This window comes from Micromonospora sp. M42 (genome assembly GCF_000568915.1).
GTDB lineage: Bacteria > Actinomycetota > Actinomycetes > Mycobacteriales > Micromonosporaceae > Micromonospora > Micromonospora chalcea.
Window position 1 is genome coordinate 4,499,971 of sequence record NZ_KK037233.1, and the last position, 25,368, is coordinate 4,525,338.

Consider the following 25,368-nt stretch of genomic DNA (forward strand, 5'->3'; position numbering starts at 1 on the left):
CCGGTCAGGGTGGCGGTCGCCGCCGCGTTTTCACCCCGTACCGCGTCGCCCGCCGGACCCGGCCCGGCCCAGTCGGCGTCGTCGTGCGGCGCCCAGCCGGGGTCACCGTGGACCGTCGGCTCGTCCTGCGGCCAGGCGGCGTCCCGGCGGCCGGCGTCCGGCCGTTCCGGCCACGGCAGGCCGCCGCCGCCGGTCCGAGCCGGTGGCGGCGGAGACGAGGTGACCTCGGCCTCCGGCCAGGGCAGCGACGGGCCGCCTGCCTGGCGTGGAATGTCCTGACCCGGCCACAGGCCGGTCGGCTGCCCGAAGGCGTTGTGCGGCTCTCGATCGGCCGGCATGACCCTCCCTGGCTGTCGGCGGCCCGTGTCCGGGCTCAGATCGCCACGCATACCTGCCCGACGATAACCCTCATTCACCTGGCCGTATGTACCGTGACACTCAGCCGAACGCCTGACCGGGGGTGTCGGTGACGGTCGAAGCGGGCATCTCGACCCCGGTCCGCGCGATCGCGTCGAGCAACTGGTCGGCCAGCTCCGGCCGGCAGACCAGCAGGTCGGGCAGGCGCGGGTCGGCGCGGTTGTAGCGCAGCGGCGAACCGTCGATCCGGGACGCGTGCATGCCCGCGCCGAGCGCCACCGCGACCGGGGCGGCACTGTCCCACTCGTACTGGCCGCCCGCGTGGACGTACGCGTCGACCTCGCCGGTCACCACGGCGCAGACCTTCACACCGGCCGAGCCCATCGGTACGGCGGTCGCACCGAGCATCTCGACCAGCTCGCCCACGAACGCGGGCGGGCGGCTGCGGCTCACCGCGATCCGGATCGGCCCGTCGGTCGGCTTCGGCGGCGGGCAGGTGGTGCCGAGCACGAGCGGCGTACCGTCCACCGTGGTCCGCGCCGGCATGCCGACGGCACCGGCGACCAGGGCGCCGTCGGGCGCGGCGGAGCGCTGCCAGAGCGCCACGTGCACCGCCCAGTCGTCCCGCCCCTCCTCGGAGAACTCACGGGTGCCGTCCAGCGGGTCGATGATCCAGACCCGGTCCGCCTCGTGCCGGGGCGCGCGCTCGCCGTCCGCCCATGCGCGGCGGGCGTCGGCCTCCTCTTCGGAAAGCACCGCGTCGGCCGGCCGCAGGCGGGCCAGCGCCGCCGTCATCAGCTCGTGCGACGCGCGGTCGCCGGCGTCCTTGAGCGCCTTCGGGTCGGCGAAGCCCTGCCGGTCCCGCAGCGCGGTGAGCGCCTTGCCGGCCTCGGTCGCCAGCCACTGCGCGAACCGCTGGTCGTCGAGCCGTCCCGCCTCGTCCTCGGTCACGAGCCTCATCCCTTGTTCTCCCGGGTCTGCCGCGACCCGTCATCCTTCGGCGTCCGGTCGGACCGGCGCCAGCGTCCGTCGGATCGTAGACAGTCGCGAGGTGCCCTCGGATCCCCCGGACGCACCCGGTGCCCCGCCCGGCCGCCCGCATGTTGAACTTCGCGTGTATGGCGGTCGGACCCGCCGGGCCAGGCCCTAGGCTCTGCGCATGACCGCCGAGCAGCTGATCTCGTTCGCCCGTGGCGCGCCTTCGCTGGACATCGTCGATGTCGAAGGGCTCAAGGCCGCCGCTGTCCGCGCCTTCGACGCCGACCCCGCCGGGGTCACCGCGTACGGCACCTCCGTCGGCTACCCGCCCCTGCGGAAGTGGATCGCCGAGAAGCACGGCGTCGAGGCCGATCAGGTGCTGATCACCAACGGCTCGCTGCAGGCCGACGCGTTCCTCTTCGACCACCTGGTCCGCCGGGGCGACGCGGTGGTGGTCGAGCGCCCGACGTACGACCGCACGCTGCTCAACCTCCAGCAGATGGGCGGCGAGGTGCACGGCGTGACGATCCAGCCGGACGGCCTGGACACCGCCGAGCTGCGCAAGCTCCTGGAGTCCGGGGTGCGGCCGCGGCTGGCGCACGTGATCCCCAACTACCAGAACCCGGCCGGTGTGACCCTCTCCCTGGAGAAGCGCCGTGAGCTGCTCGACCTGGCCGCCGAGTACGGGTTCACGATCTTCGAGGACGACCCGTACGCGGACATCCGGTTCCGGGGCGAGCCGCTGCCGTCGATGCTGTCGATGGACACCCGTGGCGTGGTGGTGCACGCGTCCAGCTTCACCAAGACGGTCTGCCCGGGGGTGCGGGTCGGCTACCTGGTCGGCCCGGCCGAGCTGATCGCGACGATCGCGAAGCGCGCCACCAACCTCTACATCTCGCCGGGCATGGTGGCCCAGGCGATCGTGCACCAGTTCTGCGTCTCCGGCGCGATCGAGGAGTCGATCCGGACGGTCCGTACGGCGCTCGGCGAGCGGTCGGCGGTACTGGCCGAGTCGCTGCGCCGGCACATCCCGGAGGCCCGGTTCGTGGAGCCGGACGGCGGCTACTTCCTCTGGGTCGAGCTGCCGGAGGACGTCGAGGTCGACCGGCTCGCGCCGGCCGCCGCCGAGCGTGGCGTGGCGGTGGTGAAGGGCAGCGACTTCATGGTCGACGGCGGCCGGCACGCGCTGCGGCTGGCGTACTCGGCGGTGACCGCGGACCGGATCGACGAGGGCGTCCGGCGTCTCGCGGAGGCGATGGCCGCCGTACGCGGCTGATTTTCTGTCGGGTTTCTGACAAAAAGGCCCCGCTGGCCGGTTCGGCACTCCCGCTGGACCGGCCAGCAGCCCACAATGCTGCGAGTGCCGTTCACCTTTCCGGTGGCCGGGCCGCTCCGGCCAGGGCCGACGGCACGCCCAGCATCACTCCCGCCCCCAAGGGGTGCCGGGTGGGCCGTGTCGCCCCTCACCCCCCTGACGCGGCCCGGCCCGCCCGGCGCCGGGGCGTGACGCCCGTCGCACCGCCCGTCCCGCTCCCGCGCTGCGCCTGCCGCCGGTCGGCGTAACCTGCAAGCCGCAGCTCTAGGGAGAGGGGGCGAGAGATGACGGACCGGGTGGCACGCGACCGAACCGCCGGCGCCGACGGCGGCAGCCGGGCACTGCGCCCCCGCGCCTGGGCGGCCCCGGTACGCGCGATGTCCCGCATCCTCAACGCCGACGGCTCCCCCCGTGCCGCCCAGCCGGCCGGCCCGGAGCGCAGCGGGATCGTCGACTGCGGGCTGTACGTCGACGGCGAGCGCCGCCCCGGCCGCCCCCAGTACGCCGAGGCCCTGGCCGCCGCCCGGCAGGAGCGGGACGGCTTCGTCTGGCTCGGCCTGCACGAGCCCGACCTGACCGAGATGACCGAGATCGCCGCCACCTTCGGCCTGCACGAGCTGGCTGTGGAGGACGCGGTGAAGGCCCAGCAGCGCCCGAAGCTGGAGCACTTCGGCGAGATCGTCTTCCTGGTGCTGCGGACCGCCCGCTACTGCGAGCACGCGGAGCTGACCGAGAACTCCGAGGTGGTGGAGACCGGCCAGGTGATGCTCTTCATCGGGCCGCACTTCGTGATCAGCGTGCGTCACGGCGACGCCTGCCGGCTGGCGCCGGTCCGCGCCGACCTGGAGGCGAAGCGGGACCTGCTGCGGCACGGCCCATGGGCGGTCGCGTACGCGATCACCGACCGCGTGGTCGACCTCTACCTGGAGGTCGCCGACCGGCTGGAGGACGACCTCGACGTGCTGGAGGCGGACGTCTTCGACCGGCAGAGCAGCGGCCGGATCCAGCGGATCTACCAGATGAAGCGGGAGCTGGTCGAGTTCAAGCGGGCGGTGGCGCCGCTGCAGCGCCCGCTGATGACGCTCACCTCGCAGGTCAACCGCGCGGTGCCGCAGGAGGTCCGGCGCTACTTCCGGGACGTGCAGGACCACCTCAGCCGCACGGTCGAGCAGGTGAACTCCTACGACGACCTGCTGAACTCGATCCTCCAGGCCCGGCTGGCCCAGGTCACCGTCGACCAGAACAACGACATGCGCAAGATCGCCGCCTGGGCCGCGATCGGTGCGGTGTGGACGGCGATCGCCGGCATCTACGGCATGAACTTCGACAACATGCCCGAGCTGAAATGGACGTACGGCTATCCGGGCGTGTGGGCGCTGATGCTCGCGGCGTCCTTCACGCTGTACCGCCTGTTCCGCCGTAACGGCTGGCTGTAGCCGCCCCGTACACGCGGAAGCGCCGGCCACGCGGGTCGCCCCGCGTGCCGGCGCTGATCCGACGGTACGAGGTCAGCGGCGACCGCCGGCCTTCGCGGCGTTCTTGCCGGCCTGCACGGCCTTGGTGATGTCGTCGGCCGGACGGCCGGAGACGTCCCGGGCGCCCTCGGCGACGGCGGGGACCTGGTCGTTCGGGTGGATCACCGGCTGGCTGCCGGAGGTGGCGGTCGACGCGCTGCTGCCCTTGGCCACGGCCGAGGAGCCGGCGCCGGTCGGGCCGGCCTGCGTCACCTTCGCGCTCGCGTCCGGGGTCTCCACCACGATCGTGTCCACGTCCTCCCGCATCGGCTCCAGCTTGTCCCGGCCGGTCGCGCCGAGCGTGCCCGTCGTGCCGAGCGTGCCGGTCGGGTCGTACTCGGCCCACTCCTGCTGCTCGCGGCGGCGGCGCATGGCCATCGCCCCGGCCAGGCCGGCGACGGTGCCGGCCACCAGCAGGCCCGCGGTCATGCCCCGCGACCTGCGCTGCTTCTTCTTTCCGGCCTTCATGCTCTTCGCCTTCTTCGTCATCGCGGACTGCTTCGCGGCCATCGCCTTGCGGCCGCCCGACGCCTTGCCGGCGGCCTCGACCCGGGCGTTGCGCACGGCCAGCAGCACCGGCGCGAGCGCCGCGGCGGTCGACGCGAACCCGCTGGACGCCCGGTCCCGGACCATGACCGCGGTCGGCGCGACGGCACCCCGGGCTGCCTGGACCCGCGGGCCGACAGTGGCGCCGGCACCCTTCGCCGCGTGCGTCGCGGCTTGCCTCAGGTGACCGATGCCCTGGTTCAGCTCCACCTTGGCGAGCTGGCCCTGGGTCTTTCGCCGCCCGATTCCAAACACGGTCCCACCTCCTGGGAGTTGTTCCTTCGTCATCCTCCACCTTCGGATGCCTCCGCATGGCCAGATCGGGCACATGGGAGGATCCGCAAGGAACTGACCAACGAGTGAGGAGTACCCGTGGCCGAGGCTGTCTACGCCACCTTGCACACCAACGCCGGCCCGATCCGGCTGGAGCTCTTCCCGAACCACGCGCCGAAGACCGTCCGCAACTTCGTGGAGCTGGCCGAGGGCACCCGGGAGTACATCGACCCGCGTACCGGTCAGCCGGGCAGCGGGCCGTACTACGACGGCACCGTCTCGCACCGCGTGATCAGCGGTTTCATGATTCAGATGGGCGACCCGACCGGCACCGGACGCGGTGGCCCGGGCTACAAGTTCGGCGACGAGTTCCACCCCGAGCTGCGCTTCGACCGGCCGTACCTGCTGGCCATGGCGAACGCCGGGCCGGGCACCAACGGCTCGCAGTTCTTCATCACGGTGTCGCCCACGCCACACCTGAACAACCGGCACACCATCTTCGGCCAGGTCGCCGACGAGCAGTCCGCCAAGGTCGTCGACTCGATCGCCAACACCCCGACCGGCCCGAGCGACCGGCCGCTGCAGGACGTGGTGATCGAGCGGGTCGAGATCGAGCACAAGCAGGCCTGAGCGACACGCGGGTACCTTTGCTCGCATGACTGAGCGCTCCGGCCAGCCCGGCGACACCACCGGGGACCCGGTGCCGACCACTCCGGTCTGCTACCGGCACCCCGGCCGGGAGACGTACATCCGCTGCTCTCGATGCGACCGGCCGATCTGCACCGAGTGCATGCGGGACGCCTCCGTCGGCCACCAGTGCCCGGAGTGTGTCGCCGAGGGACGCCGCAGCGTGCGGCCGGCGCGTACCGCCTTCGGTGGCGGTGCCGCCGGCCGCCAGGGCAACGTCACGAAGGCGCTGATCGCGCTGAACGTGCTGATGATGCTGGTCTCCATCGCCTCGGCCCGCAGCGGCAACGCGGTGGCCGGCGGTGGCCTGGGCGGCCTGATGGGCAGCGGGACACCGCTCACCGAATGGGGTTCGGTGCTCGGGCTGGCGCGCTTCCCCGACGGGCACATCGGCGGAGTGGCCGACGGCCAGTGGTACCGGCTGGTCACCGCCATGTTCCTGCACTTCGGCGTGCTGCACCTGCTGCTGAACATGTGGGCGCTCTGGGTGCTCGGCCGGACGCTGGAGGCGGTGCTCGGGCCGCTGCGCTTCCTGGCGCTCTACCTGCTCGCCGGGCTGGGCGGCAACGTCGCGGCGTACGTCTTCACCGAGCCGAACCGCTTCACGGCCGGCGCCTCGACGGCGGTCTTCGGCCTGTTCGCCGCGATCTTCGTGATCATGCGGCGGCTCGGCCGGGACACCTCGGCGATCGTCCCGATCCTGGTGATCAACCTGATCTTCACGTTCACCGTGCCGAGCATCTCGGTGGCCGGGCACCTCGGCGGTCTGGCGGCCGGCGCGGTGGTGTCGCTGATCCTGGCGTACGCCCCCCGGTCACGCCGGACCGCATTCCAGGTGGCGGGCTGCGCGATCGTGCTGGTCGCGATGATCGGCCTGACCCTGGTCCGTGCCGCCGCCCTGCTCGGCTGAGCCTCAGCCCGCGGCGGGGCGGGCCTCGTCCAGCGCCGCCGCCACCTCGTCCAGCGGCGCGTCCAGGTCGCGGCGGCCGAACAGGTGCAGCGACTCCCCGGCGTCGATCTCCAGCGTCTCGGCGGTGATTCCGCGCCGGGCGCGCCGCTCCAGGCGGATCGCCTCGACCGAGTCCCACGGCAGCCGGCGTCGCCCGGCGAACCCCCGCAGCACCGTCAGCCCGTCCCTGTCGACGGCGAGGCGGACCGGCGCGACCACGTCGCGCAGCGCCCAGAGGAGCAGGCCGGCCGCGGCCAGCCCGGCCAGCCCCGGGCGGACCGGGTCACCGCCGGCGAAGAGCAGCCCCAGGGCCAGCAGCGCGAGCGCGCCGAGCGCCTTGAGCACCGGCGCCTCCCGGGGCACCCGCCACTGCCGGACCGGTGGCGACTGTGGATCCATCCGACCAGCATGCCAGCCGTGCCGTCCGCACGCCGGGGGAGGACGGCCGGTCCGGTCAGCACGTACTATCGGGGCAAGCGAGGTTACCCGGGAGTAGACATGAGTGACGCGGTCATCGTCGGCGCGGTACGGACCCCGGTCGGGCGGCGCAAGGGCAGCCTCGCCGGAGTGCACCCGGTCGACCTCTCGGCGCACGTGCTGCGTGCGCTCGCCGAGCGCACCGGCATCGACCCCGGCCTGGTCGACGACGTGATCTGGGGCTGTGTGTCGCAGGTCGGCGAGCAGTCCTGGAACGTGGCCCGCAATGCGGTGCTTGCCGCCGGCTGGCCGGAGTCCGTCCCGGGCACCACGCTCGACCGTCAGTGCGGGTCGAGCCAGCAGGCGCTGCACTTCGCCGCCGCCACTGTTCTCTCCGGCCAGGCCGACCTGGTGGTGGCCGGTGGCGTCGAGTCGATGACCCGGGTGCCGATGGGGTCCAGCGTCGCCGGTGGGATGCCGTTCAGCGCGGCGATCCTGGAGCGCTACCGGGGTGTCGAGGGCGTCGCGGCGGACTCGCCGCTGCCGTTCAACCAGGGCGTCGGGGCCGAGCTGATCGCCCAGCGGTGGCGCTTCTCGCGTACCCAGCTGGACGAGTTCGCGCTGGCCAGCCACGAGAAGGCGGCAGCCGCGCAGGACGCGGGCGCGTTCGAGGCCGAGCTGGCGCCGGTGGCGCTCGCCGACGGCGGCAAGTTCTCCGCCGACGAGGGCATCCGCCGCGACACCTCGCTGGCCAAGCTGGGCGAGCTGGCCACCCCGTTCCGCGCCGACGGCGTGGTCACCGCCGGTTCCGCGTCGCAGATCTCCGACGGCGCCGCCGCGCTCGCGGTCACCACCGCCGAGTGGGCCAGCCGGCACGGCCTGCGCCCGCTGGCCCGGGTGCACACCGCAGTGGTCGCCGCCGACGACCCGGTCACCATGCTCACCGCGCCCATCCCGGCCACCGCGAAGGCGCTGCGCCGCGCGGGGCTGGGCATCGAGGAGATCGGCGTGTACGAGGTGAACGAGGCGTTCGCCCCGGTGCCGCTGGCCTGGCTGGCCGAGACCGAGGCGGACCCGGAGCGGCTCAACCCCCGGGGCGGGGCGATCGCGCTCGGTCACCCGCTCGGCGGGTCCGGCGCGCGGATCATGACCACGATGCTCCAGCACATGCGGGACAACGGCATCCGCTACGGCCTGCAGACCATGTGCGAGGGCGGCGGCATGGCCAACGCCACGATCGTCGAGCTGCTCTGATCCGACCGGCCGCCGGTGTCGCACCTCAGGTGCGACTTGCACGTGTGGAAGTTCCAGAAATCGGGCGTGACCCATATCACCCCTGGTCATCGCGTCGTTGGACCGGGCATGGACGTGTTCTCGCGAACGTTCCTTCCGGCCGCCGCCGAGACCGGCCTGGCGACCCAGACCGTCACCCGGCACATGCCGGTGTTCCGCCGGTGCGTCGGCTCCGGCGACGCCACCATCCTGGTCACCCGGTGCAGCCGCCCGGACGACCCGGTCGGCGGCGACTACCTGATGCTGCTCACCCACCGCCGCCTGGTGGTCACCCGGCAGACCCGCGTGCTGCACCGGCTGCGCCTGCACCTCAACACGGAGCTGCGCGAGCTGAGCAACGTGACGTGGAGCCCCGACCCCCGCGCGCACAGCGTGGAGCTGGCAGCGACCGCCATCGACGGGGCGCGGGAGCGTTTCGTCATCCGTACCCACCACCCGAAGCAGGTGTGGCAGCTCGACACGCTGCTCAACCACGCCTTCCGTACCCGCCTGCGGACTCCGGCCGAGCGGGTCGTCGCCACGATCGGCGAGCCGCCGGCGAGCGCCCGGCCCACAGTGCTCCGGCCGGCGCCGGCCCGCTGACACTCTCCTTACCGGATCCGAACATTTCCTGACCGGCCGGGCGGTCGACCGTCGGTCATCATGGGCCGGTGACCACCGCCGCCCCGCCCGGGCTCGTCCTCGTGGTGGAGGACGAGCCCGCCATCGCCGACCTGGTCCGGCTCTACCTGACCCGGGACGGGTTCGGCGTACACCTGGAACGTGACGGCGAGGCCGGGCTGGCCGCCGCGCGGCGGCTGCGCCCGGTGGCCTGCGTGCTCGACATGGCGCTGCCCGGCCTGGCCGGCACCGAGATCTGCCGTCGGCTGCGCGCGGCCGGTGACTGGACGCCGGTCATCTTCCTCACCGCCCGGGACGACGAGGTGGACCGCGTCGTCGGGCTGGAACTGGGCGCCGACGACTACGTCACCAAGCCGTTCAGCCCGCGCGAGCTGCTCGCCCGGCTGCGGGCGGTGCTGCGCCGCACGTCCGGCGTGTCCGCCGAGCAGCCCCGCACGCTCGGCGCCGTCACGCTCGACCCGGCCCGCCGCACGGTGACCGCCGCCGGTACGCCGGTGCAGCTCACCTCCACCGAGTTCGACCTGCTCGCGCACCTGATGGCCCGTCCGGGCCGGGTGTTCACCAGGGAGGAACTGCTGGCCGGCGTGTGGGGGTACGCGGCGCACGCCGGCACCCGGACCGTCGACGTGCACGTGGCGCAGGTCCGGGCCAAGCTCGGCCCGGACAGCGTGATCCGCACCCACCGGGGCGTCGGGTACGCCGCCGATGCCTGAGCAGCCGGCCGGACCGATGCCACGCCGCCCCGGGCGGACGCTCACCGCCCGCGCGGTAGTGGCCACCTGCGCGGTGGCGCTCGTGTCGGTGCTCGTCACCGCGCTGGTGGCGGTGCCCCTGGCGGTACGCGGCGCGGAGCGCCGGGACCAGGAGGCGCTGGCCGCCCAGGCCCGGCTCGCCGCCGACGTGCTCCGGGTGCGGGCGGTACGCCAGCGCGACGGCGCCGGGGACCGGCTCATCCGCCAACTGGGTCAGCAGCGGATCGAGGTGTACCTGATCCGGGACGGGCAGGCCGACCGGCCGGGCCTGCCCCGACCGCTCGTGACACGGGTGGCCGGCGGCGACAACGTCTCCGGCCGGCGGCTCGTCGACGGGGAACGCCGGCTGGTCGAGCGCGGGCGCTGCCCGGCGGGGACGGTGTGGTTCTGACCCGCGCCCGCAGCGCCGCGCCGTGGCGGCAGGTGCTGCGCGGCCTCTGGCTGCCGCTGCTCGCCGGACTCGCCGCCGGGGCGGCCCCGGACTGCTGCTCGCCCGCCGGCTGGCCCGGCCGATCCGTACCGCCGCCACCGCCGCCGCGCGGCTCCGGGCCGGGGACCGGACGGTCCGGGTGCCGGTCGAGCCGCCCGACGAGGTGGCCGACCTGGCGTACGCGCTCAACGGCCTCGCCGCCGCGCTGGCCACGAGCGAGGGTCGGCAGCGCGAGTTCCTGCTCTCCGTCTCGCACGAGTTGCGGACCCCGCTGACCGCGATCCGTGGCTACGCCGAGGCGCTGGCCGACGGGGTGATCGAGGCCGACGCGGTGCCGGCGACCGGCCGGACCGTGCTCGCCGAGGCCGAACACCTGGACCGGCTGGTCCGCGACCTGCTGGCGCTGGCCCGGTTGGAGGCGGTCGACTTCCCGCTGGAACCGGTGCCGGTCGACCTGACCCGGCTCGCCGCCGACGCGGAGCGCGCCTGGTCCGGCCGGTGTGCGGCGCTCGGGGTGCCGTTCCGGCTGGAGACGCCGGACGCGCCGGTGCCGGCGTACACCGATCCGGGCCGGATCCGGCAGGTGGTGGACGGGCTGCTGGTGAACGCGCTGCGGGTCGTACCGCCGGGGGCGCCGGTGGTGCTCGCGGTCCGGGCCGCCGGTCCGGCGGGCGGCGGGACGCTGGAGGTCCGGGACGGCGGACCCGGCCTCACCGACGACGACCTGGACGTGGCGTTCGAGCGGGGCGCGCTGCACCAGCGGTACCGGGGGGTGCGCAAGGTGGGCAGCGGTCTGGGCCTGGCGCTGGCCGCCGGGCTGGTCCGCCGGCTCGGCGGCGACATCACCGCCGGGCACGCCCCGGAGGGCGGGGCCGCCTTCACCGTCGTGGTGCCCCCGGATCCTTACCGGGCTCGAACATCGGCTTGACCGTTCCCTCGTGTCGGTGCGGAACGCTCGGGTCGTCACCGCGAGGAAAGGACCACAGATGGCACGTCAGCGAATCGCCACCGGCGCCACCGCGCTGCTCGCCGCCGCCGCGCTCGGACTCGCCGGGTGCGGCGCGAGCCGGCCCGGCGCGGAACCCGACCGGGCGGTCGAGGTGAGCGCCGCCATGGGCGCGGAGGGCCAGGCGCTCGCCGCGCTCGGCCTCGACGCCGGTGACCTGGACGTCGAACCGGTAGCCGCACCGGCGTCCACCGGTACGCCGCAGGCCGGGCCGGACGGCAAGGGCGAGCGGGCGGAGGGGAACAAGCGCCACCGGGCCCGGGTGCTGCTGCGGCGCAACACGCTGCACGGCGAGGCGGTGGTGCGGACCAGGGACGGCGGCACCAGGACGGTGGCGGTCCAGCGCGGCGAGGTGACCGCGATCGACGAACGGTCGATGACCGTGAAATCCACCGACGGTTTCACAGCGACCTGGACGTTCGGCGACAAACTGCGGGTGGTCGAGCGCCGGACCGCGATCCGATCGAACGACATCAAGATCGGCACGACTGTCGCGGTGGCCGGAGCGAAGGACGACGGCGGGAACGTGGCCCGGCTCGTGGTGGTGCCGATTCGCCAGGAATAGGTGCCTGGGCTGTCGTGACGGAAGCAATGTGCCAGGCTACGCTATGCCCCGACCCGACATCGCCTCCGTGGAGAATCCGTGAAGCTCTCGATCCTCATGCCGGTCTACAACGAGGAAGAACGTATCGCGGATGCCCTCAAGCAGGCATTGGCGGTCGACTACCCGTGCGAGATCGAGCTTGTCGTCGTGGACGACGGCAGCCGGGACGGCACCGGCGAGATTCTGGGCCGGGTCGACGACGCGCGCCTCCGGGTGATCACCCACCAGCGCAACGCCGGCAAGGGCGCGGCCATCAAGACCGCCGTCGACAGCGCCGAGGGCGAGTACATGGTCATCCTCGACGCCGACCTCGAGTACGACCCGCAGGACATCCCGCGTCTGCTGGAGCCGGTGCTCGACGGTCGGGCGACAGTCGTCTACGGCAATCGGACCTTCGGCAGCCACAGCTCGTACAGCTTCTGGTACGTGATGGGCAACAAGGGCGTCACGCTCGCCGCGAACGTGCTCTACAACTCCTACATCGGCGACCTGGAGACCTGCTTCAAGCTGATGCCGCTGGAGCTGTACCGCTCGCTGCAGGTCCGCTCCCGGGGCTTCGGCATGGAGGCGGAGGTCACCGGCAAGCTGCTCCGCCAGCGCATTCGCCCCTACGAGGTGCCGATCAGCTACCGCGCGCGGGGCCGCGAGGAGGGCAAGAAGATCACCTGGAAGGACGGCGTCGAGGCGATCTGGATCCTGGCCCGCGAGCGCGCCCGCCGCCGCCCGGCCACTCCCGCCGCCGCGCACTGAGCCCGCACCGCCGCAACCCCGCGATCCCGGCACGAGCCGAGGCCGCGGGGTTGCGTCGTGTCCGGGGCGCTCAGCCGAGGAACGTGTCCACCGAGCGGCGCAGCCCCGCGGCGTCCAGGCCGTGCCAGCGTTCGTGGTCCTCGGCGCTGCCGTAGCGGCGCAGGTCCTCGCGGCCCACCCCCAGCGACAGCAGCCGGTGCGGCCGGTCGGCCAGCGCCTCCGACACCACCCGCGCCGAGGTGCCCGCCAGGTACGGCTCGACCACCATCACCTCGGTTCCGGCCAGCGCCCGCAGCCCGGCCGTGTCGAACGGGCGTGGCCGGTGGGTGTAGGCCACGGTCACCGCCCGGTCGGCGGTCGCGGCCAGCGCCGCGTCCAGCACCGGCCCGACCGCCACCAGCAGCGCCGCGCCCGGCCCGGCGTCGCGCACCACCCGCAGGTCACCCGCCTCCGGGTACGCCCGCGCGTTGGCCCGGATCGACAACCGCAGGTACGCCGAGTCCTGCCCGCACACGACGTCGCGCAGCAGCGGCCGGACCTCGTCCGGGTGCCCCGGCACGTGCACGGTCCAGCCGTGGAGCGTGTCGATCAGCGCCACGTCGGCCGGACCGAGGTGGGTGCGTCCCGCCTCCGCCCGGTCGTACGAGCCGCCGATGCCGACGAGCACCGCGCCGACGCCCTGGTGGTCGAGGTCCAGCTTGATCTGCTCGTACGCCCGCTCGACCAGGAACGGGGCGTAGCTGTGCACGATCGGCCGCTGCCCGGTCAGCGCCAGCCCACCGGCGACCCCGACCATCAACTGCTCCCGGATTCCGACGTTGATCACCCGGTCCGGGTACCGGGCGGCGGCCGGCTCGAACGCGGCGGCGGAGATGTCGGCGAGCACGACTGTCGTACGCGGATCGGCGAGCACCTCCTCGGTGCTGGTGACGAACGCGTCCCGCATGGTGCTGCTCATGCTCACTCTCCGTCCGTGACGACCGCGACGACGACGTGCGGCCGGTGATCGTCGTGCCCGGTGAGGGCGGCGTGCAGGGCGTCGTGGTCGCGCCCGTCGACGGTGGCGGCGCTCCACCCGTTCACCGTGAACCGGCTCGCCGCGCCACCCGGCCAGCCGTACGTGGCCGAGCGGTTGTCCAGCACGATCGCGGTCAGGTTGCCCAGCCCGGTCGCGCCCGCGTACGCGATCGCCTCGTGGTTGGAGCCCTCGTCCAGTTCGGCGTCGCCGAGCAGCACGTACACCCGGGGGTCGGTGCGGCCCTGGGCCCGCAGCCCGAGCGCGGTGCCCACGCCCAGCCCGAGGCCGTGGCCGAGCGAACCGGAACCGATCTCGACGCCCGGCACGAGCGTGCGGTCCGGGTGGTCGCCGAGGCGGCTGGCCGGGCCGCCCTGGTCGTCCAGCCAATCGGGCGGTACGAAGCCGCGGGCGGCGAGCAGCGCGTAGTAGCCGGCGACCGCGTGCCCCTTGGAGAGCAGGAAGCGGTCCCGGTCCGGGTCGTCCACGGTGGCCGGGGTGATCCGGAGCACCCGGTCGTAGAGCACCTGGAGCACGTCCAGCGTCGAGTACACGTTGGCGCCGAACTCGCGGCCGGCGCGCACCCGGTCCAGCAGCGCGCCCAGCTCGGTGGCGGTGGTCGTCGTCATACCGATAGCCTCGGACTTGAAGCGAACTTCAACTCAAGGCCGTGTGATGCACGAAGCAACACTGACCATCGGACAGCTCGCCGACCGCAGTGGCGTCGCCCCCTCGGCGCTGCGCTACTACGAGCGGCTCGGCCTGATCCACGCCGCCCGCACCGGCGGGAACCAGCGCCGCTACGCCCGCACCGAGCTGCGCCGGGTCGCGTTCATCCGGATCTCCCAGCAGGTAGGTGTCTCGCTGGAGGAGATCCGCGCGGCGCTCGACTCGCTGCCGTCGGGGCGTACCCCCACGCCCGACGACTGGGCCGCGCTGTCCCGCGCCTGGCGGGACCGGCTGGACGAGCGGATCCGGCTGCTCGGCAAGCTCCGCGACGACCTGGACGGCTGCATCGGCTGCGGCTGCCTGTCGTTGCAGCGCTGCACGCTCTACAACCCCGGCGACTCGCTCGCCGACGAGGGCCCCGGCCCGCGTCTCATGCTCCCGCGCCCCGGCCAGGGCTGACCGTCACCGGACCAGCAGCACCTTGCCCAGGTGGTCGTTGGTCTCGACCAGGCGGTGCGCGGCGGCGGCGTCGGCCATGTCCACCCGGGCGTGCACCACCGGCCGGACCCGGCCCGCCTCCACCAGCGGCCACACCTGATCGCGTACGCCCCGGACGATCGCCGCCTTCTGCTCGTCCGGACGGGACCGCAGCGCTGTCGCGTGCACCGCCGCCCGCTTCGCCAGCAGCATCCCCAGGTCGAGTTCGCCCTTGCGGCCGCCCTGCATGCCGATCACCACGAGCCGCCCGCCGGTCGCCAGCGCCGCCACGTTCCGGGGCAGGTAGGACGCGCCCATGATGTCCAGGATCACGTCCGCGCCCCGGCCGTCGGTCACCCGGCGTACCTCGTCCACGAAGTCCTGCTCCCGGTAGTCGATCGTGTGCGCGGCGCCCAGCTCCCGCAGCCGGTCGTGCTTCGCCGAGCGGGCGGTCACCACCACTGTCGCGCCGAGCGCCACGCCGAGCTGGATCGCGAACGTGCCGATCCCGCTGCCGCCGCCGTGCACCAGCAGCGTGTCACCCTCGGCCAGCCGGGCCAGGTCCACCACGTTCGACCAGACCGTGCAGGCCACCTCCGGCAGCGCCGCCGCGTCGACCAGCTCCACCCCGGCCGGCACCGGCAGCAACTGCCCGGCCGGCACCGCGACCTGCTCGGCGTAGCCGCCGCCGGCGAGCAGCGCGCAGACCTCCTGACCCACCGACCAGCCGGTCACGCCGGGACCGAGCGCCCGCACCGTCCCCGAACATTCCAGACCGGGGTACGCGGACGCGCCCGGCGGCGGCGGGTAGTGCCCCTGCCGCTGCAACAGGTCGGCCCGGTTCACCGCGCTGGCCCGCACCTCCACGACCACCTCGCCGGGGCCGGGCTCCGGGTCCGGCACGTGGGTCCAGACGAGCGCCTCGGGTCCGCCGGGTTCCGTGATCGTGATCGCGCGCATGACTCAGTCTTACCCGATCTGCCCGTCGGTCCACGCGCGGGCGAGGATCTCGGCCACCGTCTCGTCCGGCGTCTGGTCGGACGTGTCCAGCCAGAGCCCGATCCGGGGCGTGTCGGCCCGGAACCCGGCGTCCAGGTCCGCCACCGGCCAGTCCCCGTACCCGGTCTTGGGCCGGTCCCGCTCGCGGGCCGCGACCACCTCGGCGCGGGGCGCGAGCACCACCACGGCGAGCGGCCGGTGCCGGATCCGGCCGACCATGGCCGGCAGGTCCGCGCCGAGGACCACATCCTGGAGTACGACGGTGAAGCCCGCCGCTGCGTACCGGTCGGCGGTCGAGGCGGCCAGGTCGTAGCGCAGCCGGAGCTGCCGCAGCGCCTCGTCGCTCGGCTCGGCGGTCATGTCGGCCCGCCCGTTGACGATCACGCGGCGGAACACGTCGCCGCGCAGGTGCACCGAGCGGGGCAGCCGCCGGGCCAGCCCTTCGGCCACTGTGGACTTGCCTGCGGCCATGATTCCGCTGATCAGCACCACTGCCGGACTCTCCCACACGCACACATTCTCGCAACGGAGGTGGGACGGCGGCTTGCCCGGTACGGGGTTCGTGGCAGACTGGGTCCCGGTCGCGCACCCCTCGGGGGCGTGCCGGGAGGGTTCGCCTAGTGGCCGATGGCGCTGGTCTTGAAAACCGGTAAGGCAGCGATGTCTTCGTGGGTTCGAATCCCACACCCTCCGCCAACTCCCACCCCGCCTCGCCTCGGTCTGCCGCGCGTGCGGACACATGGGCGTGTCGCCCCGGAAGTAACCATCGCCTCTGCGGCTTATGACTGCTCTCTTCTTCGGCGACCCCCACGGCGAGTCTCGGCCGCACCGGATGTGCCTGATACCGAGCGAGTTGCCGGAATCGGGGGAACGCGATGAGACGGGACGACGCTGACCGGCGGGGCGGCGGAACAGCGGGAGCGCCGGGCGCGGCCGTAGGCTGCGGGGCACGGATACGGCGGGAGGGCCTGGTGGCGGAGACGACGACGGTGGCCGAGGTGACGGCCGAGCTGGCCGCGCTCGACGATCCGAAGATCCGCGCGGTCAACGAGCGGCACGGCGACGACCACGGGGTCAACCTGGGCAAGCTGCGGGCGGTCGCGAAGCGGCTGAAGACGCAGCAGGACCTCGCGCGGGAGCTGTGGGCGACCGGCGACAGCGCGGCGCGGCTGCTTGCGCTGCTGATCTGCCGGCCGAAGGCGTACGGGCGGGACGAGCTGGACGCGATGCTGCGCGAGGCGCGTACGCCGAAGGTGCACGACTGGCTCGTCAACTACGTGGTGAGGAAGAGCCCGCACGCGGAGCCGCTGCGCCTGGCCTGGTCGGCCGATCCCGATCCGGTGGTGGCGAGCGCCGGCTGGGCGCTGACCACCGAGCGGGTGGCGCGGAACCCGGACGGGCTGGACCTGGCCGGTCTGCTCGACGTGATCGAGGCGGAGATGGCCGGCGCGCCGGAGCGCCTCCAGTGGGCGATGAACCACTGCCTCGCGCAGATCGGGATCGAACATCCGGCGTACCGGGAACGCGCGATCGGCATCGGCGAGCGGCTCGGGGTGCTCAAGGACTACCCCACGCCGCCGGGCTGCACGTCGCCGTACGCGCCGGTCTGGATCAACGAGATGGTGCGCCGACAGCACGGCGGCCCGGACAACGGGGTATGAAGGGGCGCAGGACATTCGCGTACCCGGAAGGACCGTTTCGATGACCCTGGAACGACCGATCGCCCCGGACCCGTACGAGCTGTTGCCGACGGTGCCGTCGTTCGACCTGACGAGCGAGGACGTGCACAACGGCGAGCCGATGGACGCGCGGTACGCGCACGGCAGCACCGGCGGCGAGAACGTCTCCCCGCAGCTGTCCTGGTCGGGCTTCCCGGCCGAGACCAAGAGCTTCGTGGTCACGTGCTTCGACCCGGACGCCCCGACCGGCAGCGGCTTCTGGCACTGGGTGCTGGTGAACGTGCCCGCGTCCGTCACCGAGCTGCCCAGCGGCGTTGACGAGGGCGACCTGGGCGGCGCGTTCAGCGTCCGCAACGACTACGGCGAGACCGGCTACGGCGGCGCCGCGCCGCCCGCCGGGGACCGCCCGCACCGGTACGTGTTCGCGGTGCACGCCGTGGACGTGGACCGCCTCGACATTCCCGCCGGGGCGAGCCCGGCCTTCGTCGGCTTCAACCTGGCGTTCCACACCCTGGCCCGGGCGGTCATCCGCCCGACGTACCAGATCAAGGAGTGAGGTGTAAGGAAGGGCCCCTTGTTAACAGACGTCTGTTAACAAGGGGCCCTTCCTTACACGCGGGCGACAGCGAAGACGGACTGGCCGAACGGCGGGCGGACGCGCTGCTCGGCGGCCTTGGTGACGGGGAGCACGAGCGTGTCGTACACCTTCACCATCGGGCCCTCCTTCGGCATCAGCCGGAAGACCTTGGTGGCCATGAAGTAGCCGATCAGGCCGAGCGCGTTGGCGTAGTGGATCCGCTCCACGGTGAGGCCGGCCTCGGTCATGGCCGCGGCGAGCGTCTTCTTCGTGTAGCGGCGGACGTGGCCGGTGGCGATGTCGGCGGGGCTCATGGCGAACTGGAACGCCGGCACGATGATGACCACCGCGCCGCCGGGGCGGACCAGGTCGCGCATGCTGCGCAGCGCGCCCACGTGGTCGTCGATGTGCTCCAGCACGTTGTACGAGACGGCCGCGCTGTAGTCGCCACGCTCGTGGTGCGGGAGCAGCATCTGCCGGACCTCGACGCCCGGGTGGTCGGCCAGCCGCTCCTTGAGCTGGACCAGCCGGTCCGGGTCCGCCTCGGTGGCGGTGATCCGGGGCACCTGCTCGGCCCACGCGGAGGCGTAGTCGCCCAGGCCGCTGCCGATTTCGATCGGGTTGTCACCGAGGTAGGGCACCGCCAGCTCGACGAACCACTGCCGGTGGTTGACAGCGGTCGCGAGGCCTTCGAGCACCTCGGACTGGACGCGCTGGTCCCCAGTGATTTCTGCCATGCGTCGATTCCTCACGATATGACTGACCCGCGCCTGGACCGTCAGAGTCAACCATCTGGATGGCTGAGGGGGAAATCGGGGGACGGAGGGGGGCCGAATTGTGATGCGGAGGGGTGCCTGATCGGCGGTCGGCGAACTCGGCACATAGTACGTGAGTCTGCGGAACATTGCACCTGCCGGTCATACCCTGACTACGCTCTGAAATGTCATGACTACTCCGGAATCAGCGGCGGACCCGGCGAAAACGGGGCACGGCAGGCGGATCGATGTGCTCGCCGTGCTCAGCTTCGTGCTGCTCGCGCTCTGGGTCACCGCCCGGTTGTGGGTGGACCCCCGCAACGGGATTCGGGACAATCGGACAGATCAGGCGCAATTCGAATGGATGATGGCGCATGGTGCGCGCGTCGTCACCGATTTCGCCTATCCGTTCACCTCGGACCGGATGAATGTGCCGGATGTCGTCAATCTCATGGCCAATACGTCCGTATTATCTGTTTCATTACCGCTGACCCCGATCACGCTCTGGGCGGGTCCGCGCTGGTCATTCCTGATTTTCCTCACCCTCGGGCTCGCCGCCACCGGCGTGTCCTGGTATTTCCTTCTCTCCCGAGTTGTCGTGCGGTCTAGCGGTCCGGCCTGGCTGGGTGCCGCCTTCTGCGCGTTCGCGCCGGCGATGATCTCGCACGCCAACTCGCACCCCAACATCGTCAGCCAGTTCGTGGTGCCGCTGATCATCTGGCGGACGCTGCGCCTGGCCGAGCCCGGCCGGTGGCTGCGCAACGGCGTACTGCTCGCCCTGGTGATCGTCTGGCAGGCGTTCCTCAACCTGGAGATCCTGCTGATGACCGCCATCGGCCTCGGCGTGGTGGTGCTGGCGCTCGTACTCGGCCGTCCCGCGCTGCGCTCGGCGGCCCGCCCGTTCGCCGCCGGCCTCGCCGTGGCCGCGGTGGTCGCCGGGGCGCTGCTCGCGTACCCGCTCTGGGTCCAGTTCTTCGGTCCCGGCGCGTACAGCGGGCTCTCCACGCTGATCCGGGGCTACTCCACCGACCTCGCCGCGTACGTCGCCTGGTCCCGGGAGTCGGTGGCCGGTGACGCCCGGGGCAGTGAACCGCTGGTCAAGAACGCCACCGAGGAGAACGCGTTCTTCGGCTGGCCGCTGGTGATCCTGGTGGCCGCGCTGGTCTGGTGGATGCGCCGCAACGCGGTGGTGCTCGGCCTGGCCGCGGTCGGCCTCGTGTTCGCGCTCTTCTCGCTCGGCCGGGAGATCCGCTACGACGGACGCGACACCGGCATCCCCGGCCCGTGGGCCGCGCTGGAGAACCTGCCGGTCCTGCACTCGGTGGTGCCCACCCGCTGGTCGCTCGCGCTCACCCCGATCATCGGCGTGCTGCTCGCGCTCGGCGCCGAGCGGGTCCGCCGGCTGGCCGCCCGGCATCCGGACGCACGCGGGCAGATCCGGTTCGCCACCGTCACCGTGCTCGCGATGGCGCTGCTGCCGATCCTGCCCACCCCGCTGCCGGCCAAGCGCCTCGAACCGACCCCGGCGTTCGTCACCTCCGGCGCCTGGCGCCCCTACGTCGCCGACGGACGCAGCATCGTCACGCTGCCGCTGCCCGACACCACGTACGCGGTTCCGCTGCGCTGGTCCGCCGAGACCCGGCTGGACATGCCGCTGGCCCGCGGCTACTTCCTCTATCCGGACACCCGCCCCGGCGGGGACCGGATCGCGCTGTTCACCGCGCCGCCGCGTCCCACCAGCACGTTCTTCGAGACGGTACGGCGCACCGACGCGGTTCCGCCGATCACGCCGCAGGATCGGGTGGCCGCCGTCGACGACCTGCGCTACTGGCGGGCCGGCGCGGTGATCCTCGACCCCCGGCTGCCGCAGGCCGACGCGCTGCGCCGGGCGATGACGGAGCTGAGCGGGATCACGCCCACCCGTACCGGCGGGGTGTGGTTGTGGGACGTCCGGCCGCTGGCCGACTGACCCGTCAGCCCTGGCGGACGCAGCAGCCCTGGCACACCTTGGGCCGGGGCAGCGTGAACGCCAGGCAGCAGGTGCGCCGCTGCACTGTCGGCTCGCCGGCCGGACCGGGCACCAGTTCGACCAGGTCGTTCAGGTCGAGCGCGCCGAGCAGCGTGCCGACGGTCGCCACGGACGAGCCGGGCAGCGCGTCCGCCGCGCGCAGGATGCCGTGCGCGATGCCGGAGGCCACCGAGCCGAGCAGCGTACGGGTGCCGATCCGCACCTCGCCCTGGATGGCGGCGATCAGCGGGGCGAAGTGCGCGTCGAGCAGGGACGCGCGCAGCGCGCCGAGCAGCGCGGCCTCGTCCGGCACCACGACCACACCGGGCGCGCCGGCCAGCGCCAGCGGGTCACCGGGCAGCACCGCCACCGGGGTGGACGCGCGCAGCCCCAGCGTGAGCAGCTGGTGGTGGTCCTCGAAGTGCACGAGGACGTCGGCCGGGTCGAGCAGCGGCACCCGCCGGGCCGACGCCCAGCCGAGCACCGCTGGGAGCGCCGTCCAGTAGCTGTAGGACTTCCACGCGAGCGCGGCACAGGCGTGCGGGGTGCCGCCCCAGCGGCGGCCGGCGCGGGTCAGGAACTCGGGAAGCAGCGTGCCGTCGATCAGCCGGGCGGCCGGGGACCAGCGGTCCAGCTCGTCGCGGACCAGCAGGCCGGGCGCGAGCCCGGGCAGGTCGTCGGTGCCGAACATGGCGCGCAGGGTCGCGGTCACTGGGGCGTACGGGGTGGCGGCGTCGCGCCCCGGCATCACCGCAGTCACCTGGCCGTCCCCTGTCTGGTCGCCCTGTCGGCCGGCGCGTGCCGTCGACCGAAGCTAAGGCTAGCCTAACCACTCCCTCGGCGGGAGGGGAAGTGACGTCGCGGTGTCGCGGGGAGGTCCCGGTCACTCCGGCGCCGGTCGCGTACTACCCGGCCCGGAAGACGAAAAACGCCGCCGGAAACGGCGACGCACGGTGTAAGGATCGATGCGCTCCGTTCAGATGTCAAGGTGTATGTCGAATATGAGGCAGTTTCCGTACACGTTCGGCCACCCAACGTGAAAATGGGCTTCCCGCCACGAGGAAGCTGATGACGACCTCACCGATCGAGCGTGCCGCGGACTCGTTCGCGGCGGAACTTGCCCGGCACCGGACCGGCCGAGGGCTGTCCAAGAAGCAGTTGGCGACGCTGATGGGCTTCGACCCGTCCTACGTCAGCCACGTCGAAGGGCGCCGGCACCGGCCCACCGAAGACTTCGCCCGCCGCGCCGAGGCCGTCCTGGAGGCCAGCGGCGCGATCTGGCAGCGCTTCCGGGAGTACGACGAGCTGCGGCACGGCCGCGCCGGCGGAGCGCACCGCGACCCGCCGGTCCCCGGGCAGTGGCTGCCGCCCGGCACCGGCCTCGTGGTCGAGCGCGAGGTGGCCACGCTCACCCACATCGGCGACGGCTACCACTGCGCGATCCGGCGGGAGCTGTACAACGCGGGCACCGAACCGGTCACCCGCTACCTGGTCCGGGTCGCCGTCGACCGCTACCCGAACGACCCGGGCCGCTCCAACCGGCACCACCGGGAACACCCGCTCACCTTCGCCGAGCTGCAACTGACCGCGTACCGGGACGACGGCAACGGACGCGAGCCGATGCACTGGCGGGCCAAGCACGACCGGGACGCGTTCAAGGAGATCTGGCTGCTCTTCGAGAACGACGAGGGACGCTTCCCGCTCTACCCGGGCGACCGGGTCACCATCGAGTACGCGTACCGCGTCGGCCAGGACAAGTGGGGCCCCTGGTTCCAGCGGGCCGTACGCCTGCCCACCCGGCACCTGGCGGTGCGGCTCGACCTGCCCGCGGACCTCGACCCCAAGGTGTGGGGCGCGGAGACCTCGCTGTCGGCCGAGGAAGGACCGCTGCGTACGCCGATCCAGCGTGCCGTGGACGGCGACCGGGTGATCTTCGACTGGGGGACCGACGACCCGCCGCTCAACGCCCGCTACCGGATGCAGTGGCGGTTCCGCAGCCCGCAGGCGGACGCCGAGCCCGACAGCGCGCCCACCGGCGGCGCCCGGGTTCGGGCCAGCGACCGGATGCGTGCCGTGGGCATCGTGCAGCGCGGCGACGACCTGCTGCGGCAGCCGGCCCGCCAGTTCGACCTGCCGGCCGAGGAACGGCACGCCCGGCAGGTCATCGACCGGCTCGCCGCGATGCTGGCCCGGCTGGACGAGCTGCACCCGTTCAGCAAGGGCGTCGGCCTCGCCGCGCCCCAGCTCGGCATCGGCTGGTCCGCCGCGCTGGTCCGGCCCGCCGACCGCGCGGCCGAACCGGTGGTGCTGCTCAACCCGCGCGTCGTGGACACCGCCGCCGAGACCGACGAGCAGTACGAGGGGTGCCTCTCCTTCTTCGACCACCGCGGCCTGGTGCCCCGGCCGCTGCGGATCGACGTGGAACACGCGCTCTGGGACGGCAGCCGGGTGATCACCTCGTTCGAGTACGCGATGGCGCGGCTGGTCGCGCACGAGATCGACCACCTGGACGGGCGGCTCTACGTCGACCGGATGGCGCCCGGCGTGCCGCTCGTGCCGGTGGAGGAGTACCGCGAGACCGGCACCCCCTGGCGCTACTGAAACGGGGGGCCGGGTCGCGTGCCCCAGGGGGCGGGGGCACGCGACCCGGCTCGGGGGGAGCAAGGTTCAGAGGTTGCCGAACGTGTCGTACCGGATGTGGTCCGGCGGGACGTCGTCGGCGGCGAGCGCCCGCAGGGTGGCCCGGACCATCGCGGCCGAGCCGGAGACGTAACAGTCGTGCGTGGTCCACGGCCCGTACCGGGTGACCACCTCGGACACGTCACCGAGTTCGCCGCCGAAGTCGGGGTCCTCGCTGCACGACGGCGTCACCGACAACCACGGGTGGGTCGCGACCAGGTCCTCCAGGCCGGCCAGCCCGTACAGCTCGTCCGGGCGGCGCGCGCCGTAGAAGACGTGCACCCAGCGGGTGCGGTTGACCCGGGTCAGCTCCTCCACCAGCGCCTTGATCGGCGCCAGCCCGACCCCGCCGGCCACGCAGAGGACGTCCCGGGTGGACTCCGGATCAAGCGTCATCGAGCCCATCGGCGCGGCCACCCGCAGCAGGTCACCCGGCTTGGTGCGGCGCACCAGCGCCCCGGACACCCAGCCGGCCGCGCCGGGCGGCGTCCGCACGTGGAACTCCAGCACGTTCTCCTCGTTCGGCGCGTTCGCCACCGAGTACGTCCGCCACACCCGCGGGTGGTAGCGGGGCACCTCCACGCTGACGTACTGCCCCGCCTGCCAGGGCAGCGGGTGCTGGAGCGCGCGTACGGTCAGCACCGCCGTGTCCGGGCCGTGCCGCTCGTGGGTGAGCACCTCGGCGTGCCAGTACGGCGGGTTTCCGTCGGCCTCCGCGCCGGCCAGCATCCGCGCGCTGATGCTCGCGTACGCCTCCCGCCACGCCTGGTCGTACTCCAGGTTCCAGCCGTCCCCGGCGGTGCTGCGCAGCGCGTCGAGCAGCGCGACACCCATGGTCGCGTAGTGCTCGGCCGTCACGTGGTACTTCCGGTGGTCCCGACCCAGCGCCCGCAGGTACTCGTCGAAGCTCTCCGGGTCGCCCACGGTCTGGGTGGCGGTGACGATCGCCTCCAGGATCCGGTCGCCCTGCCCGTTCATCTGCACCGGGAAGAGCTTGCGCAGCTCCGGGTCGAGGAGGAACAGCCGGGCGTAGAAGTGACCGCTGAGCCGCTCCCGGTCCTCCTCGACCAGGGCCCAGCTCTCCTTCAGCAGCCGCGCGAAGTTCTCCACAGGGGCACGCTCCTTCTCCGTACGGGCGGATCGGCAGCCATAGAATCTCCACGGAGCGTGTACGTCGGTCGCACAGACTGTGCGATCGCCGGGCCGGGACGCCGAAGTGATTTCATGGTCCGGTGACGGTTGACGAGCTGGCCCGCCCGGTCTCCCGCCGGATGCTGGGCACCGAGACGCTGCTCGTGCTCGGTCTGTCCCTCGGCCAGTCGGCCGTGTACGCGCTGGTGTCGCTGATCGCGAAGCTGACCGCTACCGGTGGGCTGTCCAAGCAGACCGCCGCGCTGAACACCTCCGCGTCGGCCCGGCCCTACCTCGACCTGACGTACCAGCTGCTCGGGATCGTCTTCGCGCTGCTGCCGGTGCTGCTCGCCGTACACCTGCTGGCGCGCGACCCCGGCGACCCGGCGCGGACGCTCGGCGTCGACTTCCGGCGGCCCGGCTCGGACCTGGCGCGGGGCGCGGGCCTGACCGCGCTCATCGGCCTGCCCGGGCTGGCGCTGTTCTGGGCGGCGGCGCAGCTCGGCCTCAACGCCACCCTGGTCCCGGCCGCGCTGCCCGACCTCTGGTGGACGGTGCCGGTGCTGATCCTCGCCGCCGTGCAGAACGCCGTGCTGGAGGAGGTGATCGTGGTCGGCTACCTGATCACCCGGCTGCGGCAGCTCAACTGGCGCATCGGCGCGGTGCTGGCCACGAGCGCGCTGCTGCGCGGCTCCTACCACCTCTACCAGGGCTTCGGCGCGTTCGTCGGCAACGCCGTCATGGGTGTGATCTTCGGGCTGTTCTACCTGCGCACCCGCCGGGTCGCCCCGCTGATCGTCGCGCACACGCTGCTCGACATCTTCGCGTTCGTCGGGTACGCGATGCTGCCCAAGTCCTGGTTCGACTGGCTCTGATCCCGGCTGCCG

Annotated in this window: 25 protein-coding genes, 1 tRNA gene and 2 pseudogenes; 17 read left to right on the forward strand and 11 right to left on the reverse strand. The window is 73.0% G+C overall.

Translation table 11 applies throughout. From position 1 onward, the window contains the following. Positions 1 to 338 (reverse strand): annotated as a pseudogene (locus MCBG_RS33115) (hypothetical protein); the annotation flags it as partial. Positions 339 to 438: 100 nt separating this feature from the next. Beyond that, positions 439 to 1,317 carry a 3'(2'),5'-bisphosphate nucleotidase CysQ gene (locus MCBG_RS20760; protein WP_043327770.1) on the reverse strand — a complete coding sequence of 293 codons (879 nt, stop codon included), beginning with the start codon at positions 1,315 to 1,317 and terminating at the stop codon, positions 439 to 441. 199 nt (positions 1,318 to 1,516) lie between these two features. On the opposite strand from MCBG_RS20760, the gene MCBG_RS20765 reads away from it, so the two are divergent. Together MCBG_RS20765 and corA are read left to right on the forward strand one after the other, a co-directional pair. Continuing rightward, positions 1,517 to 2,611: an aminotransferase-like domain-containing protein gene (locus MCBG_RS20765; RefSeq protein ID WP_030499384.1), complete on the forward strand. Its 1,095-nt coding sequence runs from the start codon at positions 1,517 to 1,519 to the stop codon at positions 2,609 to 2,611. A gap of 323 nt (positions 2,612 to 2,934) precedes the next feature. Continuing rightward, positions 2,935 to 4,086 (forward strand): magnesium/cobalt transporter CorA, encoded by a 1,152-nt coding sequence (gene corA / locus MCBG_RS20770; protein WP_043327771.1) that lies wholly within the window; start codon positions 2,935 to 2,937, stop codon positions 4,084 to 4,086. Positions 4,087 to 4,158: 72 nt separating this feature from the next. Here the strand turns inward: corA and MCBG_RS20775 are convergent, their stop codons facing one another. Next, positions 4,159 to 4,998 carry a hypothetical protein gene (locus MCBG_RS20775; RefSeq protein WP_043327772.1) on the reverse strand — a complete coding sequence of 280 codons (840 nt, stop codon included), beginning with the start codon at positions 4,996 to 4,998 and terminating at the stop codon, positions 4,159 to 4,161. Positions 4,999 to 5,082: 84 nt separating this feature from the next. Between MCBG_RS20775 and MCBG_RS20780 the strand changes: the two genes are divergently transcribed. Next, the gene (locus tag MCBG_RS20780) at positions 5,083 to 5,613 is read left to right on the forward strand and encodes a peptidylprolyl isomerase (RefSeq protein WP_030499381.1); all 531 of its coding nucleotides are present in this window, start codon (positions 5,083 to 5,085) and stop codon (positions 5,611 to 5,613) included. A gap of 25 nt (positions 5,614 to 5,638) precedes the next feature. Next, entirely contained in the window at positions 5,639 to 6,580 is a 942-nt protein-coding gene (locus tag MCBG_RS20785) for a rhomboid family intramembrane serine protease (protein WP_051611316.1), read from the forward strand. A gap of 3 nt (positions 6,581 to 6,583) precedes the next feature. On the opposite strand, the gene MCBG_RS20790 is transcribed toward MCBG_RS20785, so the two are convergent. Further along, positions 6,584 to 7,018 carry a PH domain-containing protein gene (locus tag MCBG_RS20790; protein WP_051611318.1) on the reverse strand — a complete coding sequence of 145 codons (435 nt, stop codon included), beginning with the start codon at positions 7,016 to 7,018 and terminating at the stop codon, positions 6,584 to 6,586. Between the two features lie 99 nt (positions 7,019 to 7,117). Between MCBG_RS20790 and MCBG_RS20795 the strand changes: the two genes are divergently transcribed. From MCBG_RS20795 to MCBG_RS20820, 6 genes and pseudogenes are all read left to right on the forward strand, one after another. Beyond that, positions 7,118 to 8,290: a thiolase family protein gene (locus MCBG_RS20795; RefSeq protein WP_043327774.1), complete on the forward strand. Its 1,173-nt coding sequence runs from the start codon at positions 7,118 to 7,120 to the stop codon at positions 8,288 to 8,290. Between the two features lie 108 nt (positions 8,291 to 8,398). Next, complete coding sequence (locus MCBG_RS20800) at positions 8,399 to 8,911, forward strand: hypothetical protein (protein WP_043327775.1); 513 nt, start codon at positions 8,399 to 8,401, stop codon at positions 8,909 to 8,911. A gap of 68 nt (positions 8,912 to 8,979) precedes the next feature. Beyond that, positions 8,980 to 9,663 carry a response regulator transcription factor gene (locus MCBG_RS20805; protein WP_043327776.1) on the forward strand — a complete coding sequence of 228 codons (684 nt, stop codon included), beginning with the start codon at positions 8,980 to 8,982 and terminating at the stop codon, positions 9,661 to 9,663. Beyond that, positions 9,656 to 11,060 (forward strand): annotated as a pseudogene (locus MCBG_RS20810) (sensor histidine kinase). The gene MCBG_RS20805 and the pseudogene MCBG_RS20810 overlap by 8 nt, the downstream one beginning before the upstream one ends. A gap of 58 nt (positions 11,061 to 11,118) precedes the next feature. Continuing rightward, entirely contained in the window at positions 11,119 to 11,703 is a 585-nt protein-coding gene (locus MCBG_RS20815) for a hypothetical protein (protein ID WP_043327777.1), read from the forward strand. Between the two features lie 78 nt (positions 11,704 to 11,781). Then, positions 11,782 to 12,492: a glycosyltransferase family 2 protein gene (locus tag MCBG_RS20820; RefSeq protein ID WP_043327778.1), complete on the forward strand. Its 711-nt coding sequence runs from the start codon at positions 11,782 to 11,784 to the stop codon at positions 12,490 to 12,492. Positions 12,493 to 12,562: 70 nt separating this feature from the next. Here MCBG_RS20820 and MCBG_RS20825 read toward each other — a convergent pair whose 3' ends face one another. Together MCBG_RS20825 and MCBG_RS20830 are read right to left on the reverse strand one after the other, a co-directional pair. Continuing rightward, positions 12,563 to 13,438, reverse strand: a complete 876-nt coding sequence (locus MCBG_RS20825) for a transketolase family protein (RefSeq protein ID WP_043330831.1) — start codon at positions 13,436 to 13,438, stop codon at positions 12,563 to 12,565. A gap of 14 nt (positions 13,439 to 13,452) precedes the next feature. Continuing rightward, positions 13,453 to 14,136 carry a transketolase gene (locus tag MCBG_RS20830; protein WP_043327779.1) on the reverse strand — a complete coding sequence of 228 codons (684 nt, stop codon included), beginning with the start codon at positions 14,134 to 14,136 and terminating at the stop codon, positions 13,453 to 13,455. Between the two features lie 46 nt (positions 14,137 to 14,182). On the opposite strand from MCBG_RS20830, the gene soxR reads away from it, so the two are divergent. Beyond that, a complete protein-coding gene (soxR, locus tag MCBG_RS20835; protein WP_030499370.1) occupies positions 14,183 to 14,635 on the forward strand; it encodes a redox-sensitive transcriptional activator SoxR in 453 nt (150 codons plus the stop codon). A 3-nt stretch (positions 14,636 to 14,638) separates the two neighbouring features. Here the strand turns inward: soxR and MCBG_RS20840 are convergent, their stop codons facing one another. Then, positions 14,639 to 15,613 (reverse strand): NAD(P)H-quinone oxidoreductase, encoded by a 975-nt coding sequence (locus MCBG_RS20840; protein WP_043327780.1) that lies wholly within the window; start codon positions 15,611 to 15,613, stop codon positions 14,639 to 14,641. Between the two features lie 9 nt (positions 15,614 to 15,622). Next, positions 15,623 to 16,162 carry an AAA family ATPase gene (locus MCBG_RS20845; RefSeq protein WP_043327781.1) on the reverse strand — a complete coding sequence of 180 codons (540 nt, stop codon included), beginning with the start codon at positions 16,160 to 16,162 and terminating at the stop codon, positions 15,623 to 15,625. Between the two features lie 96 nt (positions 16,163 to 16,258). Between MCBG_RS20845 and MCBG_RS20850 the strand changes: the two genes are divergently transcribed. The 3 genes from MCBG_RS20850 (at position 16,259) to MCBG_RS20860 (ending at position 17,887) form a co-directional block, all read left to right on the forward strand. Next, positions 16,259 to 16,348: transfer RNA gene (locus MCBG_RS20850), tRNA-Ser, on the forward strand. A 275-nt stretch (positions 16,349 to 16,623) separates the two neighbouring features. Beyond that, on the forward strand, positions 16,624 to 17,313 hold the full coding sequence (locus MCBG_RS20855; protein WP_043327782.1) for a DNA alkylation repair protein: 690 nt from the start codon (positions 16,624 to 16,626) through the stop codon (positions 17,311 to 17,313). A gap of 40 nt (positions 17,314 to 17,353) precedes the next feature. Further along, positions 17,354 to 17,887, forward strand: coding sequence for a YbhB/YbcL family Raf kinase inhibitor-like protein (locus MCBG_RS20860; protein WP_043327783.1), 534 nt, complete (start codon positions 17,354 to 17,356; stop codon positions 17,885 to 17,887). Positions 17,888 to 17,940: 53 nt separating this feature from the next. Here the strand turns inward: MCBG_RS20860 and MCBG_RS20865 are convergent, their stop codons facing one another. Continuing rightward, a complete protein-coding gene (locus MCBG_RS20865; protein WP_043327784.1) occupies positions 17,941 to 18,645 on the reverse strand; it encodes a class I SAM-dependent methyltransferase in 705 nt (234 codons plus the stop codon). A gap of 208 nt (positions 18,646 to 18,853) precedes the next feature. Between MCBG_RS20865 and MCBG_RS20870 the strand changes: the two genes are divergently transcribed. Continuing rightward, positions 18,854 to 20,632, forward strand: a complete 1,779-nt coding sequence (locus tag MCBG_RS20870; RefSeq protein WP_043327785.1) for a hypothetical protein — start codon at positions 18,854 to 18,856, stop codon at positions 20,630 to 20,632. 4 nt (positions 20,633 to 20,636) lie between these two features. On the opposite strand, the gene MCBG_RS20875 is transcribed toward MCBG_RS20870, so the two are convergent. After that, positions 20,637 to 21,419, reverse strand: a complete 783-nt coding sequence (locus tag MCBG_RS20875) for a hypothetical protein (protein ID WP_043330832.1) — start codon at positions 21,417 to 21,419, stop codon at positions 20,637 to 20,639. A gap of 320 nt (positions 21,420 to 21,739) precedes the next feature. Here MCBG_RS20875 and MCBG_RS20880 point away from each other — a divergent pair, with 320 nt between their 5' ends. Continuing rightward, entirely contained in the window at positions 21,740 to 23,272 is a 1,533-nt protein-coding gene (locus tag MCBG_RS20880; RefSeq protein ID WP_043327786.1) for a peptide deformylase, read from the forward strand. A 66-nt stretch (positions 23,273 to 23,338) separates the two neighbouring features. Here MCBG_RS20880 and MCBG_RS20885 read toward each other — a convergent pair whose 3' ends face one another. Then, positions 23,339 to 24,460 (reverse strand): globin domain-containing protein, encoded by a 1,122-nt coding sequence (locus tag MCBG_RS20885; RefSeq protein ID WP_043327787.1) that lies wholly within the window; start codon positions 24,458 to 24,460, stop codon positions 23,339 to 23,341. A gap of 122 nt (positions 24,461 to 24,582) precedes the next feature. Here MCBG_RS20885 and MCBG_RS20890 point away from each other — a divergent pair, with 122 nt between their 5' ends. Continuing rightward, positions 24,583 to 25,356, forward strand: coding sequence for a CPBP family intramembrane glutamic endopeptidase (locus MCBG_RS20890; RefSeq protein ID WP_030499361.1), 774 nt, complete (start codon positions 24,583 to 24,585; stop codon positions 25,354 to 25,356). Positions 25,357 to 25,368: the final 12 nt, after the last annotated feature.